16 protein-coding genes are annotated in these 16,539 nt (G+C 67.5%); 9 read left to right on the top strand and 7 right to left on the bottom strand.

Going from position 1 to position 16,539, the window contains the following annotated elements:
- The first annotated feature begins 1 nt into the window (after position 1).
- The 6 genes from ABL843_RS01830 to ABL843_RS01855 are packed head-to-tail and all read left to right on the top strand — an operon-like array spanning position 2 to position 5,775.
- Complete coding sequence (locus ABL843_RS01830; protein WP_418118777.1) at positions 2–1,069, top strand: ABC transporter permease; 1,068 nt, start codon at positions 2–4, stop codon at positions 1,067–1,069.
- On the top strand, positions 1,066–1,989 hold the full coding sequence (locus ABL843_RS01835) for an ABC transporter permease (RefSeq protein WP_369659995.1): 924 nt from the start codon (positions 1,066–1,068) through the stop codon (positions 1,987–1,989). Before ABL843_RS01830 ends, ABL843_RS01835 begins: the two co-directional genes overlap by 4 nt.
- Before the next feature lie 5 nt (positions 1,990–1,994).
- Complete coding sequence (locus tag ABL843_RS01840; protein WP_418118778.1) at positions 1,995–2,696, top strand: cysteine hydrolase family protein; 702 nt, start codon at positions 1,995–1,997, stop codon at positions 2,694–2,696.
- A gap of 5 nt (positions 2,697–2,701) precedes the next feature.
- Positions 2,702–4,297, top strand: a complete 1,596-nt coding sequence (locus tag ABL843_RS01845; protein WP_418118779.1) for an ABC transporter ATP-binding protein — start codon at positions 2,702–2,704, stop codon at positions 4,295–4,297.
- A 36-nt stretch (positions 4,298–4,333) separates the two neighbouring features.
- Entirely contained in the window at positions 4,334–5,005 is a 672-nt protein-coding gene (locus tag ABL843_RS01850; RefSeq protein WP_184640350.1) for a cysteine hydrolase family protein, read from the top strand.
- A complete protein-coding gene (locus ABL843_RS01855) occupies positions 5,002–5,775 on the top strand; it encodes a GntR family transcriptional regulator (protein ID WP_221297598.1) in 774 nt (257 codons plus the stop codon). Before ABL843_RS01850 ends, ABL843_RS01855 begins: the two co-directional genes overlap by 4 nt.
- A 44-nt stretch (positions 5,776–5,819) precedes the next feature.
- Here ABL843_RS01855 and ABL843_RS01860 read toward each other — a convergent pair whose 3' ends face one another.
- The 3 genes from ABL843_RS01860 to ABL843_RS01870 all read right to left on the bottom strand — a co-directional run bounded on the left by ABL843_RS01860 (position 5,820) and on the right by ABL843_RS01870 (position 9,887).
- Entirely contained in the window at positions 5,820–7,436 is a 1,617-nt protein-coding gene (locus ABL843_RS01860) for a hypothetical protein (protein WP_418118780.1), read from the bottom strand.
- A gap of 200 nt (positions 7,437–7,636) precedes the next feature.
- Entirely contained in the window at positions 7,637–8,605 is a 969-nt protein-coding gene (locus ABL843_RS01865) for a Bug family tripartite tricarboxylate transporter substrate binding protein (RefSeq protein ID WP_418118781.1), read from the bottom strand.
- 43 nt (positions 8,606–8,648) lie between these two features.
- Complete coding sequence (locus ABL843_RS01870) at positions 8,649–9,887, bottom strand: flavin-dependent oxidoreductase (RefSeq protein WP_418118782.1); 1,239 nt, start codon at positions 9,885–9,887, stop codon at positions 8,649–8,651.
- Between the two features lie 104 nt (positions 9,888–9,991).
- Between ABL843_RS01870 and ABL843_RS01875 the strand changes: the two genes are divergently transcribed.
- Positions 9,992–10,885 carry a LysR family transcriptional regulator gene (locus ABL843_RS01875; protein ID WP_184640342.1) on the top strand — a complete coding sequence of 298 codons (894 nt, stop codon included), beginning with the start codon at positions 9,992–9,994 and terminating at the stop codon, positions 10,883–10,885.
- Positions 10,886–10,900: 15 nt separating this feature from the next.
- Here the strand turns inward: ABL843_RS01875 and ABL843_RS01880 are convergent, their stop codons facing one another.
- The gene (locus ABL843_RS01880; protein ID WP_126022399.1) at positions 10,901–11,704 is read right to left on the bottom strand and encodes an exodeoxyribonuclease III; all 804 of its coding nucleotides are present in this window, start codon (positions 11,702–11,704) and stop codon (positions 10,901–10,903) included.
- Between the two features lie 12 nt (positions 11,705–11,716).
- On the opposite strand from ABL843_RS01880, the gene pyrE reads away from it, so the two are divergent.
- Together pyrE and ABL843_RS01890 are read left to right on the top strand one after the other, a co-directional pair.
- Positions 11,717–12,406 (top strand): orotate phosphoribosyltransferase, encoded by a 690-nt coding sequence (gene pyrE, locus ABL843_RS01885; RefSeq protein ID WP_184640332.1) that lies wholly within the window; start codon positions 11,717–11,719, stop codon positions 12,404–12,406.
- A gap of 92 nt (positions 12,407–12,498) precedes the next feature.
- Positions 12,499–13,128, top strand: coding sequence for a DUF4124 domain-containing protein (locus ABL843_RS01890; protein WP_260319358.1), 630 nt, complete (start codon positions 12,499–12,501; stop codon positions 13,126–13,128).
- A 101-nt stretch (positions 13,129–13,229) separates the two neighbouring features.
- On the opposite strand, the gene gatB is transcribed toward ABL843_RS01890, so the two are convergent.
- The 3 genes from gatB to gatC are packed head-to-tail and all read right to left on the bottom strand — an operon-like array spanning position 13,230 to position 16,535.
- A complete protein-coding gene (gene gatB, locus ABL843_RS01895) occupies positions 13,230–14,720 on the bottom strand; it encodes an Asp-tRNA(Asn)/Glu-tRNA(Gln) amidotransferase subunit GatB (protein ID WP_418118783.1) in 1,491 nt (496 codons plus the stop codon).
- 1 nt (position 14,721) lies between these two features.
- Positions 14,722–16,236: an Asp-tRNA(Asn)/Glu-tRNA(Gln) amidotransferase subunit GatA gene (gene gatA / locus ABL843_RS01900; RefSeq protein ID WP_418118784.1), complete on the bottom strand. Its 1,515-nt coding sequence runs from the start codon at positions 16,234–16,236 to the stop codon at positions 14,722–14,724.
- Entirely contained in the window at positions 16,236–16,535 is a 300-nt protein-coding gene (gene gatC / locus ABL843_RS01905) for an Asp-tRNA(Asn)/Glu-tRNA(Gln) amidotransferase subunit GatC (protein ID WP_126022394.1), read from the bottom strand. Before gatC ends, gatA begins: the two co-directional genes overlap by 1 nt.
- Positions 16,536–16,539: the final 4 nt, after the last annotated feature.

Consider the following 16,539-nt stretch of genomic DNA (forward strand, 5'->3'; position numbering starts at 1 on the left):
CATGCTGCGCCCCGCGCTCTTCAAGGAACTGGCCCTGCCGGTGTTCGCCATCGCGGCGGCGCTGCTGCTGTTCGGGCTGGTGGTGGCCTTCGCCGGTATCGACGCGGTGGAGGTGTGGGCCACGCTTTTCAAGGGCGCGTTCGGCGACTGGTTCTCGTGGCAGAACACGCTGCAGCGCGCAGCGCCGCTGATGCTCACCGCGCTGTGCGTGGCGCTGCCCGCGCGCGCGGGGCTCATCGTGATCGGCGGCGAGGGCGCGCTGGTGCTGGGCGGGCTGGCCTGCGCGGCGCTGGCGCATGCGGTGCCGCTGCCGGGCAACCTCGTCGGCACCGTGGCCGTGTGCATTGCCGGCGCGCTCGCGGGCGCGTTGTGGATCGTGCTCGCGGGCTGGCTGCGCCAGTATCGAGGCATCAACGAGACCATCAGCAGCCTGCTGCTGGCCTACATCGCCATCGGCATCTTCAAGCACCTGGTCGAAGGGCCGCTGCGCGACCCGGCCAGCCTCAACAAGCCCTCGACCTACGCGCTGGGTGACGGGCTGCTGATCGGCGGCATCGGCGGTTCCGACGTGCACTGGGGCCTGGTGGTGGGCGTGGTGGCCTGCCTCGGGCTCGGCTGGTGGCTGCGCGCCACGGCCTCGGGTTTTTCGGTGCGGGTGGTGGGCGGCAATCCGCGCACCGCGCAGCTCGTCGGCTTGCCGGCCACGCGGCTCATTCTTTCGGCCTGCGGGCTCGGTGGCGCATGCGCGGGGCTCGCTGGCGCCATCGAGGTTGCGGCGGTGCACACCAACGCGAACGCATCGCTGATCGCGGGCTACGGCTACGCGGGCATCCTGGTGTCGTTCATCGCGCGGCACAACCCGGTGGCCATCGTGCCGGTGGCGATCCTGTTCGGCGGCTTCGGCGCGGCGGGCAGCCTGCTGCAACGGCGGCTGGGCCTGCCCGATGCATCGGTGCTGGTGCTGCAGGGCATCGCCTTCGTGCTGATCCTCGCGAGCGAAGGCCTGCGCACGGTCGACTGGAAGAAGTTCGGCGACCGCATGCTTCCGGAAGCAAGGAGCTACACATGACGGCCGACCAATGGATCGCGCTGGTCGCCGGCATCATCGGCGGCGCATTGCGCGTGGGCGCGCCCTTTCTCTTCGTGAGCCTGGGCGAGTGCCTCACCGAGAAGTCGGGCCGCATCAATCTCGGGCTGGAAGGCGTGCTGGTGCTGTCGGCCATGGCGGCCTTCGGCGGCGCCTATCTCACCGACTCCGCATGGCTCGGCGTGCTGATCGGCGCGCTGGCCGGTGCCGCGCTCGCGCTGCTGCACGGGCTGCTGTGTTCGCTCGACCGCGTGAACGACGTGGCGACCGGCATCGCGCTGATGCTGCTGGGCACGGGGCTCGCGTTCTACCTGGGCAAGCCGCTGATCCAGCCGCAGGCGCCGCAGATCCCGGCGATCCCGCTGGGCTTCTGGAGCGGCAACCCCGTCGTGCGCTCGGCCCTGCAGCTCAACGCGCTGGTGCCCGTCGGCGTGGCGCTCGCGGTGCTGTTGTGGTGGGGCTTTGCGCGCACGCGTGCAGGGCTGCTGGTGCGCATGGCGGGCGACTCGGCGCAGGCCACGCGCGCGCTCGGCTATTCGGTCTCGGGCCTGCGCATCGCGGCCACCACGGCGGGCGGCTTCATCGCCGGGCTGGGCGGCGCGTCGCTCACGCTCTTCTATCCGGGCAGCTGGAACGAAGGCATCTCCAGCGGCCAGGGCCTGATCGCGGTTGCGCTGGTGATTTTCGCTCGCTGGAGCCCGCTGCGCTGCGTGGGCGCGGCGCTGCTCTTCGGCGGCGCTGGCGCCATCGGCCCGGCGCTGCAGTCCATCGGCATCGGCTGGGGCTACCACCTCTTCAACACGGTGCCCTATGTGCTCACGCTGGTGATCCTGGTGTTCACCTGCAGGCCGGGAAGCGCCGCCGCAGGCAGCCCCGGCGAACTCTCATCGACAAGGAACTGAACGCCATGACGACAACGACAACAAAGACCGTCGCCGCCGAGCCCTACGCCTGGCCCTACAACGCGAACATGCGCCCCGACAACACGGCGCTCGTCGTCATCGACATGCAGACCGACTTCTGCGGCAAGGGCGGCTACGTGGACGTGATGGGCTACGACCTCTCCCTGGTGCAGGCGCCCATCCAGCCGATCGCGCGCACGCTGGCGGCGCTGCGTCCGCTGGGCTATCACGTCATCCACACGCGCGAGGGCCACCGGCCCGACCTCGGCGACCTGCCGGCCAACAAGCGCTGGCGCTCGCGGCAGATCGGCGCGAACGGCGTGGGCATCGGCGACGACGGGCCGTGCGGGCGCATCCTGGTGCGCGGCGAGCCGGGCTGGGAAATCATTCCCGAGCTGGCGCCGCTGCCGGGCGAAGTGATCATCGACAAGCCCGGCAAGGGCTCGTTCTATGCGACCGACCTCGAGCTGATCCTGCGCACGCGCGGCATCGAGAACATCATCCTCGCGGGCATCACCACCGACGTGTGCGTGCACACCACGATGCGCGATGCCAACGACCGCGGTTTCGAATGCCTGCTGCTGTCGGACTGCACGGCGGCCACCGACTACGGCAACCACCTCGCCGCGCTGAAGATGATCACGATGCAGGGCGGCGTGTTCGGCGCGCACGCCACCTCGCAGGCGCTGCTGGCGGCGCTCGGCTGACCGCCATGGGCGCCGCGTCTTCTTCCTCTCACGCCATCGGTGGCCTGCCGGCGGGCAGCGGCGCGCTCGCGCTCGACACCTACGAGCTCACCAAGCGCTTCGGCGACTTCACCGCGATGGACCGCGTGACGATGCGCGTCGAGCCCGGCACGGTGCATGCGCTGCTCGGCGAGAACGGCGCGGGCAAGAGCACGCTGGTGAAGTGCGTGGCAGGTTTTCAGCGCGCGGAGGAGGGCAGCATCCTCATCGACGGGCGCGAGCAGGACATCGCCAACCCCATCGTGGCGCGCGTCCTGGGCATCGGCATGGTCTACCAGCACTTCACGCTGGCGCCGGGCATGACGGTGGCCGAGAACCTGCTGCTCGCCGGCGGCAAGACGCCCGCCGTCATCGACTGGAAGAGCAAGCGCGCGGAGCTGGAGGCCTTCCTGGCGACCACGCCGTTCAGCCTCGACCTCGACGCGCGGCCTGCCGAACTTGCGGCGGGCGAGAAGCAGAAGCTCGAACTGCTCAAGCAGCTCTACCTGAAGCCGCGCCTGCTGATCCTCGACGAGCCGACCTCGGTGCTCACGCCGCCGGAGGCCGACGAAGTGCTGGGACATGTGCGCGAGTTCGCGCGCAGCGGGCTGTGCACGGTGCTAATCATCACGCACAAGTTCCGCGAGGTGATGGCGTACGCCGACAGCGTGACGGTGCTCAGGCGCGGCAAGGCGGTGCACCATTGCCGCGTGGCCGACACCAGCCCGGCGCAACTGGCGCAGGCCATGATGGGGGGCGAACAGGTGGCTGCCTCGCCTGCGGCGCAGGCTTGCGTTGCAAGAACGCCCATGCCCGCCGGCGCGCCGGTCGCGCTGGAGGTCCAAGGACTGAAGGCGCAGGGCGATCGCGGAACGCTGGCGCTGCACGAGCTGAGCCTTTCGGTGCGTGCGGGGGAAATCCTCGGCGTGGCCGGCGTCTCGGGCAACGGGCAGCGCGAGCTGGTCGAAGCGCTGATGGGGCAGCGCCCGCGCCTTGCAGGCAAGGTCACGGTGATGGGTCAACCATACGCTGCACGCCGCGCCGAGAACCACGAGCTCAAGGTGCGCAGCCTGCCGGAGGAGCCGCTGCGCAACGCATGCGTCGGCGACCTGAGCGTCGCGGAGAACATGGCGCTGCGCGACTTCGACCTGCCGCCGCTGTCGCGAGCCGGCGTGCTGAGCTTTCCGTACTGGCGCAGCAGGGCGCGCGAGTGGATCGCCGAATACGGCGTGAAGACGCGGGGCGAGGGCGCGCCGATCCGCAGCCTCTCGGGCGGCAATGTGCAGCGTGCGGTGCTGGCGCGCGAGCTGGCGGGCGACATCAATGTGCTGATCGCGGCGAATCCGGTGTTCGGGCTGGACTTTGCCGCGGTCGCGGAGATCCATTCGCGCATCGTGCAGGTGCGGGAGAAGGGCGGGGCTGTGCTGCTCATCAGCGAGGACCTCGACGAGTTGCTCGAGCTGGCGGACCGCATCGTCGTGATGAGCGAGGGCCGGATCGTGTTCGAGACATCGGCTGCTGGAGCGCAGCGGCATGTGATCGGGGCGCACATGGGCGGTGGGCATCACGAAGGTGCGGCCTAGCCGCTGGCCCGATCCGGAACATTCTTGAGAACCAGCATGCACATCGACGAAGCCAACCCCTTTCCCTATGAGTTCGACGTTTCACGCACGGCGCTCGTGCTGATCGACATGCAGCGCGACTTCATCGAGCCCGGTGGCTTCGGCGAAACGCTTGGCAACGACGTGTCCCTGCTCGAAGCCATCGTTCCCGCGACGAAGGCTGTGCTGCACGCATGGCGGCAGGCGGGCGGGCTTGTCGTGCACACGCGCGAGGCCCACAAGGCCGATCTTTCCGATTGCCCGCCGGCCAAGCGCAATCGCGGCAACCCCACGCTGCGCATCGGCGACGAAGGGCCGATGGGGCGCATCCTCGTGGCGGGGGAGCCGGGCAACCAGATCGTCGAGGCGCTCGCACCCGTCGACGGCGAGATCGTGATCGACAAGCCGGGCAAGGGCGCGTTCTACGCCACCGGCCTGCACGAGCTGCTGCAGGCGCGCGGCATCACGCATTTGCTGTTCGGCGGCGTCACCACCGAGGTCTGCGTGCAGACCAGCATGCGCGAAGCCAACGACCGGGGCTACGACTGCCTGCTGCTGGAGGACTGCACCGAAAGCTACTTTCCCGCGTTCAAGGCGGCCACGCTCGACATGGTGCGCGCGCAGGGCGGAATCGTCGGCTGGACGGCGCCGGGCACGGCGTTGCTTTCCGCGCTGAAGAGCCTTCGATGAAGCCGGCGCCTGCGACTAACATTCCAGCCGTGTCCACAGCCCGATCCAGCCCAGAAACTCCCGTTGCCGCTCCCGACGCGGCGGTCTTCCGCACACGGGCCGACGAGGTCTACGCGCAGCTCAAGCGCGACGTGGCCGATTTCATCCTGGTGCCGGGCGACCGCTTCACCGAGAGCGAGATCAGCGACCGGCTCGGCGTGTCGCGCACGCCGGTGCGGCAGGCGCTGTTCAGGCTGCAGCAGGAGGGGTTCGTCGAGGTGCTCTTCCGCAGCGGATGGCGCGTGCTGCCCTTCGACTTCGACCAGTTCGAGCAGCTCTACGACTTGCGCATGGTGCTGGAGACCACCGCCGTGCACCGCCTGTGCGAGACCGACCGCCATATCGACCGCCGCCTGCTGGAGACGCTGGCCGACATCTGGCTGGTGCCCGCGGCGCAGCGCAGCACCGACATGGCGCAGGTCGCGCAGTGGGATGAAGCCTTCCACTGCTCGCTGGTGGCCGCCGCCGGCAATGCCGAGATGGCGCGCGTGCACGGCGACGTGACCGATCGCATCCGCATCATCCGTCGCCTCGACTTCACCAAGCAGCCGCGCATCGACGCCACCTACGACGAGCACGCCAAGATATTGAAGGCGGTGCGCGCGAACCGCGGCGACCAGGCCGCGATGCTGCTGCGCGCGCACATCGAGACCAGCCAGGCGGAGGTGCGCAAGATCACGCTGCACCAGGTGCATCTGGCGCGGCATGCGGGGAAGGTGGCGCCGCGTTGAAGACCACGCGCCGTACAGCGCCGTGATGCATGCAAGTGAAATTGCTACGGAGAACCGATGGGAACGAATGCTATTTTTGGATCGTTCGTCAGACCTACAGCCATGGTTCCCTCCGGCGTAACAACTAGCTGGCGTTCGAGAAGTCCCTTTGTGTAATCCGCAAACTTGAAGGTTTTCAATGTTGTTCTATCGGGCGCGTAAACGCTGATATCAGCGATTGAATACCTGCCACTGCTGCCGCAGAGCACACGACCATCCTTGGTTACTTCGACGTTGTTGGTCCCGAAATATATGTCTGGAGCCGAAAGTTCCGCAATGAAGGCCAAGGTTCCAGGATTCAGGGAATAACAACTCCAACCCGCTGTTATGTAGAGCGCGGTCCCGTCTGCATTCGCTGCGATATCTCTCCCGATCGTGCGGCTAACGCCCCACATTTCTGCGGTGAGTTTCGCTCTCAGCGTTTGGTTTGTCATTGACCCGTAGTCGAGGTCGTACGCACGACCGCTGGCCGGACTGAGGCCATTGTTTTGTGCGAAGACTTTCCGACCGTCGGATGACGCGGTGAAATCCCAGTGGGCATAGGATGACAACGTAGCAGTGTGCTTGCCGTCCACGTATGCGTCTCCGTCGCTTGCCAGGACGATGTTCTTTCCATTGGTTCGGATCGCCAACAAGCTGCGCGGCGCGCCGACGCTGACCCCTCCTATCTGTGTTTTCAAAGGCCAGGTTTCCGTCTTCGACATGCTTGTCAGGTCAACGACAACGATGGTCTTGCTCGGCAAATACTCGCTCTCGGTGTCTTTGTCGAGCGCGTACAGCAAGCTGCCATCAGGTGCAACGGTCATCTCCGACAGGGCCGCCCCAACGTTTTTGATCGTGCCGACCTTCGTGCCCAGGTGCGCGTTGTAGATATCGATGGAAGTGCCGCCGTTGTGCGCATAGACGTAGGGCCGAATCTTGTCGGCCACGATACTTGTATAGTCCGTCGGCAATGTGGTGGTGGTAGTCAGGCCTTGATTGGAGCGCCACAGCCCAACACGGATGACAGCAGCCTCTACATCAAGATTGGACGTCTTCAGCGTGACGGTCGCATAGCTGATCGCATCCATCGTCGCCAACTGGGGATTCGCGGTGAGCACCAGGCCCGCGCCGGTGGTTCCGCCGCTCGTCACGGAAAGCCAGGACGCGCTGGAGGTGGCGGTCCACGGCAAGGCGCCGCCCCAGTTGTCGGTGACCCGCAGCGTTCTCGTGAGTACCGCTCCGCCGGGCGCGCTTGCAAAGCCGACGCCCCATTCGGAAGAAAGAAGCCGACGCTTGACTTTCAGTGCGGCCAGGGCCGCCAAGGAGGCCGGATCGAAAGGCGGTCCCGACGACGCGGCGTTGGCCACCAAGCCAACGATCGTCTCGGAATCCGAAGCCTGCGGGTAAGCGGTTGCACCGGCACTGCTCGCTTCCTTGAAAGAGAAAGCCTTTGTACCGTCCAGCGACTGCTCAGGTGGCACTTCGGGCGTGAGCCCGACCTTGGCCTGCTGGCCATTCGTGCCGGCAGCACCTGCACCCGCAAGGCCGGAAGAACCTCCGGCTCCACCGCTATCTTCACTCCCACCACATGCAGCCAGCGCTAGACAAAAGCCAACGATGGCCGTGAATTTCAGCGTCATCTCCCTTTTCCCTCGTCATCTCAATCGCTAGGAGCCGCACAGCGTTGCGATGCAGGGTGCATGCTCGGCGGTTAATACTTACCGCAAAAGTATCGCAGCTTCGTGTGACGAGTGGTTTGACCGCTGTGTGACGAGCGATGCTCATGCGCCGGGCGACCCGCCGCGGCGCAGCGGCCAAGGAGGAACCAGGGCCGGTGCATTCAGTCCGCGGTGATATTCCCTTGCCTGACCACCGTGGCCCAGCGGTCCGCATCCTTCTTCAGCAGCGTGCCGAACTCCGCCGGCGTCGAGCTCGCCGGCACCATGCCCTGCGACTCGAACGACTTCGCCACGTCGGGCTGCTTCAGCACCGCCGCGATCTCCTTGTTCAGCCGCGCCACCACGTCCGTGGGCGTTCCCTTGGGCGCGAGCACGCCGTACCACATGTCGACGTTGTCGGCGGTCACGCCGGCCTCGGCGAGGGTGGGCACGTCGGGCAGCTGCGGCAGGCGCTTGCCGCTGCCGGTGGCGATGGCCTTGAGCTTGCCGGCCTGGATGTGCTGCAGCGCCACGTGCACCGGCAGGAACATGTAGTCGATGCGCCCGCCCAGCAGGTCGGTCACCGCGCCAGCCGTGCCCTTGTACGGCACGTGCAGCAGATCGGTGCCGGTGCCTTGCATGAGCAGCGCCATCGACAGGTGGTGCGGCGTGCCCACGCCCGGGGTGGCGTAGGTCAGCTTGCCGGGCTCGGCCTTGGCCGCGCTCACCATCTGCTGCACCGACGACACCTTCTGCACGTTCGGGTTGGTCACCAGCAGCAGCGTGCCCCACGAGGTGAGCGACACGGGCGCGAAGTCGGCCACCGGGTCGTAGCTCAGCGAGCGATACAGGCTGCGGTTCATCACCAGCGTGTTGACCTGCACCAGCAGCGTGTAGCCGTCGGGCTTGGCGCGCGCCACGCGCTCGCTGCCGATGTTGCCGCTGGCGCCGGCCACGTTCTCCACGATCACCGGCTGCCCCAGTTTCGCGGGCAGGCGTGCCGAGAGCTGGCGGGCGATCAGGTCGATGCCGGTGCCGGGGGTGTAGGGCACCACCAGCGTGATGGCCTGGTCGGGCCAGGCGAATGCGGTGGTAGCGGTGCCTGCCATGACGAGCAGGGCGGCGAGGGTCTTCTTGATCAGCGATCGCATGGTCTTTTCAGTCTCCGTGTTCTTCCGGGGTTGCCTGTCGGGTTCAAAGGTAGGAGGCGCGCGCCTTCAGGGCGGCAGGGTCGTAGCCCGCCACGCGCTTGTAGTTGTCCGAGATGGCCTGCAGCTCGGCAACGGGCACGACCTGCTCGATGCTCTCGAAGCGCTTTCCGCCCGAGCGCTCGAACACTTCGCGCAGGATGGCGTCGGGCGGATTGCTGCGGTTGGTCAGCACCACGTCGGTGGTGGCCTTGACGCGCACGCGGTCGTAGTCTTCGAGCGCGGCCGCTCCGACGCCCATCTTCTTCAGAGCACCCGCGAGGTAGCGCGCGTCGATGATGGCTTGCCCCGCGCCGTTGGAGCCGCGCGGAACCATCGGGTGCGCGGCGTCGCCCAGCAGCGTGAGGCGGCCGTGCGTCCAGCGCGGCAGCGGGTCCTGGTCGACCATCGGATATTCGAGGATGGTGTCGGAGGCGAGGATCAGCGCGGGCACGTCGAGCCAGTCGAAATGCCAGTCGGCGAAGGCCGGCAGGAAGTCTTCGAGCCGGCCCGCGCGGCTCCAGTCGCGCATGGCGGGCTGCGGCGCGTGGATCTCGGCGACCCAGTTCACCAGCTGGCGGCCCTCGGCGTCGATGTTGTCGCGGATCGGGTAGATCACCATCTTGCCGACCGACAGCCAGCCCGCGCGCACCATGCTGCCGCCGGAGAGGAAAGGCTTCCAGCGCGCGGTGCCCCGCCACATGTTGATGCCCGAGTAGCGCGGCGCGCCTTCGTCCGGATAGAGCTGCTTGCGCAGCGCCGAGTGGATGCCGTCGCAGCCCACGGCGACTGCGCCGCGCACAGGCGGCACATCGGCGAAATGCACGGTGACGCCGTCCGCGTCCTGCTCCACGTGCGTGCAGCGGCGGCCGCACACCACGCTGTCGGGGCCGAGGCGCTTGAGCGTCTCTTCGTACAGCACCGTCTGCAGGTCGCCGCGGTGGATGGAGAACTGGGGCCAGTCGTAGCCCGCATGCCGGCCCGCCGCCTCGCGGAACACCAGCTGGCCGTGCTCGGTGAAGAACACGGCTTCCTTCGTGCGTACGCCCACCTTGTCGAGGGCCTCCAGCAGCCCGAGTTCGGTGAGTTCGCGCACCGCGTGCGGCAGCAGGTTGATGCCCACGCCCAGCGGCTTGAGTTCGGGCACGGCTTCGTACACGCGGCAGGGAATGCCGGCCTGGTGCAGGCTCAGCGCGAGGGTGAGGCCGCCGATGCCGGCGCCCAGGATGATGACTTCGTTGCTCATGATGATCGGTCGTTGCGACGCGTTGCTTTGTCTCGGCCCGCATTAGGAACGCAGACGGATCATTTGGGAAATTTAGATGTGATATGGATTTATCATGAATCAATATGAATCTATCGACCCGCCAGCTGCGCGCTTTCCTCCAGGTGGCGCGCGTGGGCAACTTCACTCGCGCGGCCGAGCAGGCGCACATCACGCAGGCCGGGCTCAGCATCCTGATCCGCGAGATGGAAAAGCAGCTGGGCTGCCGGCTCTTCGACCGCACCACGCGCGTGGTGAGCCTCACGCCCGCGGGCCGGCGCCTGCTGCCGGTGGTGGAGCGCATGGTGACCGACCTCGACGACGTGGCCGCCGAGCTGGGCGCCGAGGGCGACGCGGCACGCCAGACGCTGCGCATCGCGGCCACGCCGCTGGTGTCGTCGAACCTTTTGCCGCAGGTGTTCGCCAGCTTCCGCGCCGCGCATCCGCAGGTGAGCCTGCGCCTCTTCGACGCCGACCTGCGCGACGTGGAGGCGATGGTGGCCGCCGGCGAGGCCGACGTGGGCCTGGGCTTCTTCTTCAAGGCCGCGCCGGGGCTGTCGCGCGAGCCGGTGGGGCGCTTTCACCTGATGCGCGTGGAGGCCGGAGAGCCGCAGGCCACAGGCACCGCGCCCTGGTCGGCATTGCGGGGCGCCGAGCTCGTCGGGCTGCCGCCGGGCAACCCGATCCAGAAGGTGATCGACCAGCATCTCGCCGCCATCGGCCGCGCCGATGCGCAGCGCACCGCATTCAACTTCTTCGGCACGCTGATCTCGATGGTGGAGGCCGGCTTCGGCACCGCCGTGATGCCGACCTTCGCGCTCGCCGCCTGCCGCCGCCACCGCGTGCGCACCGACGTGCTGACCAAGCCGAAGGTGGGGCTCGACTTCTACCGCATCACCAAGCGCGGCGCGTACGAGACGGAGGCCATGCAGGCCTTCGTCGCCACGCTGGAGAAGGCGCTGCCCGAGCTGTCGCGCTGAGGAGCGCGGGCCGGCCTACAGCTTGAAGTCGTAGTCCACCGTGATCGGCGCATGGTCCGAAAACTTCACGGTTTTGTAGATTTGCTCGGTGCGCGCCAGCGCCGCGATCTTCGGCGTGGCCAGGTGGTAGTCCAGCCGCCATCCCACGTTGTTCGCATAGGCCTGCCCGCGGTTGCTCCACCATGTGTAGGCCTCGGCCGTGGTGTCGGGCTTGAGCATGCGGTAGACGTCCACCAGGCCCGCGCCCTCGGCGCCGGCATCGAGCAGCTTCGTCATCCAGGCGCGCTCCTCGGGCAGGAAGCCGCTGTTCTTCTGGTTGCCGCGCCAGTTCTTCAGGTCGATCTCCTTATGGGCGATGTTGATGTCGCCGCACAGCACGAACTCGCGCTCCTTCTTCAGGGCCACCAGGTGCGGGAAGAAGCCCTTGAGGAAGCGGAACTTGGCTTCCTGTCGTTCCTCGCCCGAGCTGCCGCTCGGGAAGTAGCAGCTGATCACGGAGAACTTGCGTTTGGGCGTGTCGAAGCGCAGTTCGAGGTAGCGGCCCTCGGCGTCGAATTCGGCGTCGCCCCAGCCCACCACGACCTGGCTCGGAGCATGCTTGGTGTAGACCGCGGTGCCGGCGTAGCCCTTCTTCTCGGCGAAGTGGAAATGGCCCTTGAGGCCGGCCATTTCCTCGAACCGGCCCTCGATGTCGCTGGCCTGGACGCGGATCTCCTGCATGCAAATACAATCCGGCGCAAGTTCGGCCACCCAGTCGGCCACGCCTTTGGTTGCGGCCGAACGCAGGCCATTGAGATTGAGACTGGTCAGTTTGAACACAAGGAATTTCCGATGGCTGTAGATGGTGAGAAAAGCAAAAGCAGCGCGATCGCCCAGGATTTCGTCCAGTTCGCCCTGGACGCCGGCGTACTGCGCTTCGGGGAGTTCAAGACCAAGGCCGGTCGGATGAGCCCCTACTTCTTCAACTCGGGGCTCTTCGACGACGGCGGCAAGATCGCCCGGCTCGCCGGATTCTATGCAGACCGCCTGATCGAGAGCGGCCTCGAGTTCGACATGATCTTCGGCCCCGCCTACAAGGGCATTCCGCTGGGCGCCACGGTGGCGGCCGAGCTTGCCCGCCGGGGCCGCAACTATCCCTTTGCCTACAACCGCAAGGAAGCCAAGGCGCATGGCGAAGGCGGCAACCTCGTGGGCGCGCCGCTCAAAGGACGCGTGCTGATCGTCGACGACGTGATGTCCGCCGGCACCGCGGTGCGCGAATCCATCGCCGCCATCGAGGCTGCGGGCGCCACGCCGCATGCCGTGGCCATCGCGCTCGACCGGCAGGAGAAGGCCACCGAGAACGGCGTCGACGTGGACCACAGCGCCGTGCAGTACGTGCGCAACCAGCTGGGCCTGTCGGTGATCGCCATCGCCACGCTGGACGACCTGCTGAGTTATCTCTCCGGCGACGCCGCGGCCGACCTGGGTGCTCACCGCGAGCGCGTGCTGGCCTACCGCGCGCGCTACGGCGCCAGCTGAAGACGCAGGGCCGCCGAATGCACCATCCTCATCCCGCACGCGACGCTCACGGTTCACCGGCCCGCCTGCTGGCGGCGGCATCATTTCTTCTAATGGCTTCCTCGTTTTGCGGCGCGCTGCAGGCGCAACCGCAGAAAGTGGAAGGCGCCTCTCCCGGCATCTACACCTGCACCGACGCCCGTGGCCGCACCCTGACGGCCGACCGGCCCATCGCCGAGTGCAGCGACCGCGAGCAGCGGGAGCTCAATCCGAGCGGCTCGACCCGCCGCAAGCTGGAACCCACCTACACCGCGCGCGAACTGCAGGAGCGCGAAGACCGCGCCCGCGAGGCCGCCATCGTGGCGGCGCGCCAGACCGACGAGCGGCGCCGCGAGCGGGCGCTGCTGGTGCGCTACCCCAACAGCGCCACGCACGACCGTGAACGCGCCGAGGCGCTGTCGCAGATCGATGCCGTGTCGGAGGCCGCGAAGAAACGCATCTCCGAGCTCAGTGAAGACCGCAAGAAGATCGACGAGGAGATGGAGTTCTACAAGCAGGACCCCACCAAGGCCCCGGCCGCGCTGCGCCGCAGGATCGACGAGAACACGAAGAGCGTGGCGGTGCAGAACCGCTTCATCGCGGAGCAGGAAGACGAGAAGAAGCGGGTGAATGCGCGCTTCGACGAGGAGCGCATTCGCTTGAAGGCGCTGTGGACTCCGCAGAACGGCGGAAATCCCAGGTAACCCGCCAGGCTGCGCGCACTTCGTGTCGCTTCGCCAACCCCCTGCGGGGGACAACACCTGGGGCCCAGCAAAACCGGTTCCGCGGTGTTCCCCGAAAAGACTTAGCTGAGCTTGGCCTTCAGCAACTCGGTGACCTGCGCCGGGTTCGCCTTGCCGCCGCTGGCCTTCATGACTTGGCCGACGAGGGCGTTGAGGGCCTTCTCTTTGCCACCGCGGTATTCCTCGACGTTCTTCGCGTTCTTCGCGATCACCTCGTCGAGGATCTTGTCGAGGGCGCCGGCGTCGTTCATCGGCTTGAGGTCTTTCGCCTCGATGATCGCGTCGACGTCGCTGCCTTCGCCGGTCCACAGGGCCTCGAACACCTGGCGCGCGGCGTTGTTGGGCAAGGTGCCGTCGGCGATGCGCTTGACCAGCTGCGCGAGTTGCTGCGCCTTCACCGGCGCGGCCTCGATGCCGATCTCGGCGGCGTTCAGGCGGCGTGCCATCTCGCCGGTGATCCAGTTGCTCGCGAGCTTGGGCGTGGCGCCCGCCTTCACGGCTTCGTCGAAATAGCCGGCGAGCGCGGCGCTCTGCGTGAGCTGCGCTGCGTCGTATTCCGAAAGGCCATGGTCGCGCACATAGCGCTCGGCCATCGCGCGCGGCAGCTCGGGCATTTCGGCCTTCACGCGCTCGATCCAGTCGGCGGCGATGACCAGCGGGGGAAGGTCCGGATCGGGGAAGTAGCGGTAGTCGGCCGAGTCTTCCTTGGCGCGCATGGCGCGCGTCTCGCCGGTGTCGGGGTCGAAGAGCACCGTGGCCTGCTCGATGGCACGGCCGTCCTCGATCTCGTCGATCTGCCAGCGGATCTCGTAGTCGATCGCCTGCTGCATGAACTTGAAGCTGTTCAGGTTCTTGATCTCGCGGCGCGTGCCGAGCTTCTCGCCGGGGCGGCGCACCGACACGTTGGCGTCGCAGCGGAAACTGCCTTCCTGCATGTTGCCGTCGCAGATGCCGATCCAGGTGACGATCTTGTGCAGCTCCTTCGCATAGGCCACGGCCTCGGCGGTCGAGCGCATGTCGGGCTCGGTCACGATCTCCAGCAGCGGCGTGCCGGCGCGGTTCAGGTCGATGCCGCTCTGGCCGACGAAGTCCTCGTGCAGCGACTTGCCTGCGTCTTCCTCGAGGTGGGCGCGCACCAGGCGCACCGTCTTCTGCTCTTCGCCGACGAAGAACGTCACCGCGCCGCCCTGCACCACGGGAATCTCGAACTGGCTGATCTGGTAGCCCTTGGGCAGGTCGGGATAGAAGTAGTTCTTGCGCGCGAACACGCTGCGCGGCGCGATGTGCGAGCCCAGCGCCAGGCCGAGCTTGATGGCGCGTTCGACCGCGCCCTTGTTCATCACGGGCAGCGTGCCGGGCAGCGCCAGGTCGACCGCGCAAGCCTGCGTGTTGGGCTCGGCGCCGAAGGCTGTGGAGGCGCGGCTGAAGATCTTGCTCGCGGTGGAGAGCTGCGCGTGCGTCTCGAAGCCGATGATGACTTCATAGCCGCGCACCAGCGGGCCGGTCGGGCGGCCCTGTTGTTGTGCTTCGAAGGTGTTCACTGTCTCGCTCATTTCAGAAGCCCTCCGGCGTGCGGGCGTGCCAGTCGGTGGCCTGCTGGAAGCGGTGGGCCGCGTTCAGCAGCTTCGCTTCGCCGAAGTAGTTGCCGATCAGCTGCAGGCCCACGGGCATGCCGCCGTCGAAGCCCGCGGGCACGCTCATGCCGGGCAGGCCGGCCAGCGATGCGGGCAGCGTGAAGATGTCGGCGAGGTAGTCGGCTACGGGGTCGTCGCCGTGCTCGCCGATCTTCCAGGCGGTGGTGGGCGCGGCGGGGCCGGCGATCACGTCGCACTGCTTGAAGGCCTGCTGGAAGTCGTCGGCGATCATGCGGCGCACTTTTTGCGCCTGCAGGTAGTAGGCGTCGTAGTAGCCGTGCGACAGCACGTAGGTGCCGATCATGATGCGGCGCTTCACTTCGTCGCCGAAGCCTTCGGCGCGGGTGCGTTCGTACATCTGCGTGAGCGCGCTCTTCCTGCTCGGGGGGTCGATGAAGTCCTTGGCGCGGTGGCCGAACTTCACGCCGTCGAAGCGGCTCAGGTTGCTCGAGGCCTCGGCCGCGGCGAGGATGTAGTACACCGGAATCGACAGCTCGGTGCGCGGCAGCGTGACCTCGACGCGCTTCGCGCCGAGCTTCTCGTACTGCGCGAGCGCCGCGTCGATGGCCGCGCGCACGCCGGGCGCCACGCCCTCGCCGAAGAACTCCTTCGGCACGCCGATGCGCAGGCCTTCGAGCGAGTCGTTCAGCGAGCGGCCGAAGTTCTCGGCGGGCTTGTCGAGCGAGGTGGAGTCGCGGTCGAGGTCGGGGCCGCAGAAGGCCGACAGCAGCAGCGCGCAGTCTTCCGCCGAGCGGGCCATCGGGCCGGCCTGGTCGAGGCTCGATGCGAAGGCCACCATGCCGTAGCGCGAGGCGCGGCCGTAGGTGGGCTTGATGCCGGTGATGCCGCAGAAGGAGGCGGGCTGGCGGATCGAGCCGCCGGTGTCGGTGCCGGTGGCCGCGGGGGCCAGCCGTGCAGCCACCGCAGCCGCGCTGGCGCCGGAGGAGCCGCCCGGAATGCGCTCGGTGTTCCACGGGTTGCGCACAGGCACGGCCTTGTCGTGGCCCACGGCGGGCACGGCGACGTTCTCGTTGGCCGAGCCCATGGCGAACTCGTCGCAGCTCAGCTTGCCCAGCGTGACCGCGCCGGCCTCGGCCAGGCGGCGCACCACGGTGGCGTCGAAGGGCGAGCGGTAGCCCGCGAGCATCTTCGAGCCGGCGGTGGTGGCGAAGTCGGTGGTGACGAAGATGTCCTTGTGCGCGATCGGCACGCCGGCCAGCGCGGGGGCGTCGCCCTTGGCGATGAGGGCATCGGCAGCGCGGGCCTGCGCCAGCGTGGCTTCCTCGTTCACGTCGAGGAAAGTGCCCAGCGCCTCGTGCGCCTTCATGCGGCCCAGGAAGACCTGCGAGGCCTCGACGGCCGATACCTTGCGCTCGGCCAGCGCCTTCGCCAGCTCGACAACGCTCAATTGGTGCAATTCACCGCTGCTGCTCATCATTCGATTACCTTGGGCACGAGGAAAAGGCCGGCTTCGACGGCCGGGGCGCTCTTCTGGTTGGCTTCGCGGTTATTGGGTTCGCTCACCACGTCGTCGCGCAGGCGCAGCGTGATGTCTTCGAGGGCGGCCACCGGATGGGCCAGCGGTTCGACGCCGGTGGTGTCGACGGAACGCATACGTTCGACTAAGTCGAAAAAGCCGTTGATCTGGCTGAGCATGCGCTCGCTTTCATCGGGAGCCAGCTGCAGCCTCGCCAGCGAGGCGATGCGCGCAATATCGGAAGCGGAGAGAGACATAGGT

The sequence above is a fragment of the Variovorax sp. 350MFTsu5.1 genome, assembly GCF_048302515.1.
GTDB lineage: Bacteria > Pseudomonadota > Gammaproteobacteria > Burkholderiales > Burkholderiaceae_C > Variovorax > Variovorax guangxiensis.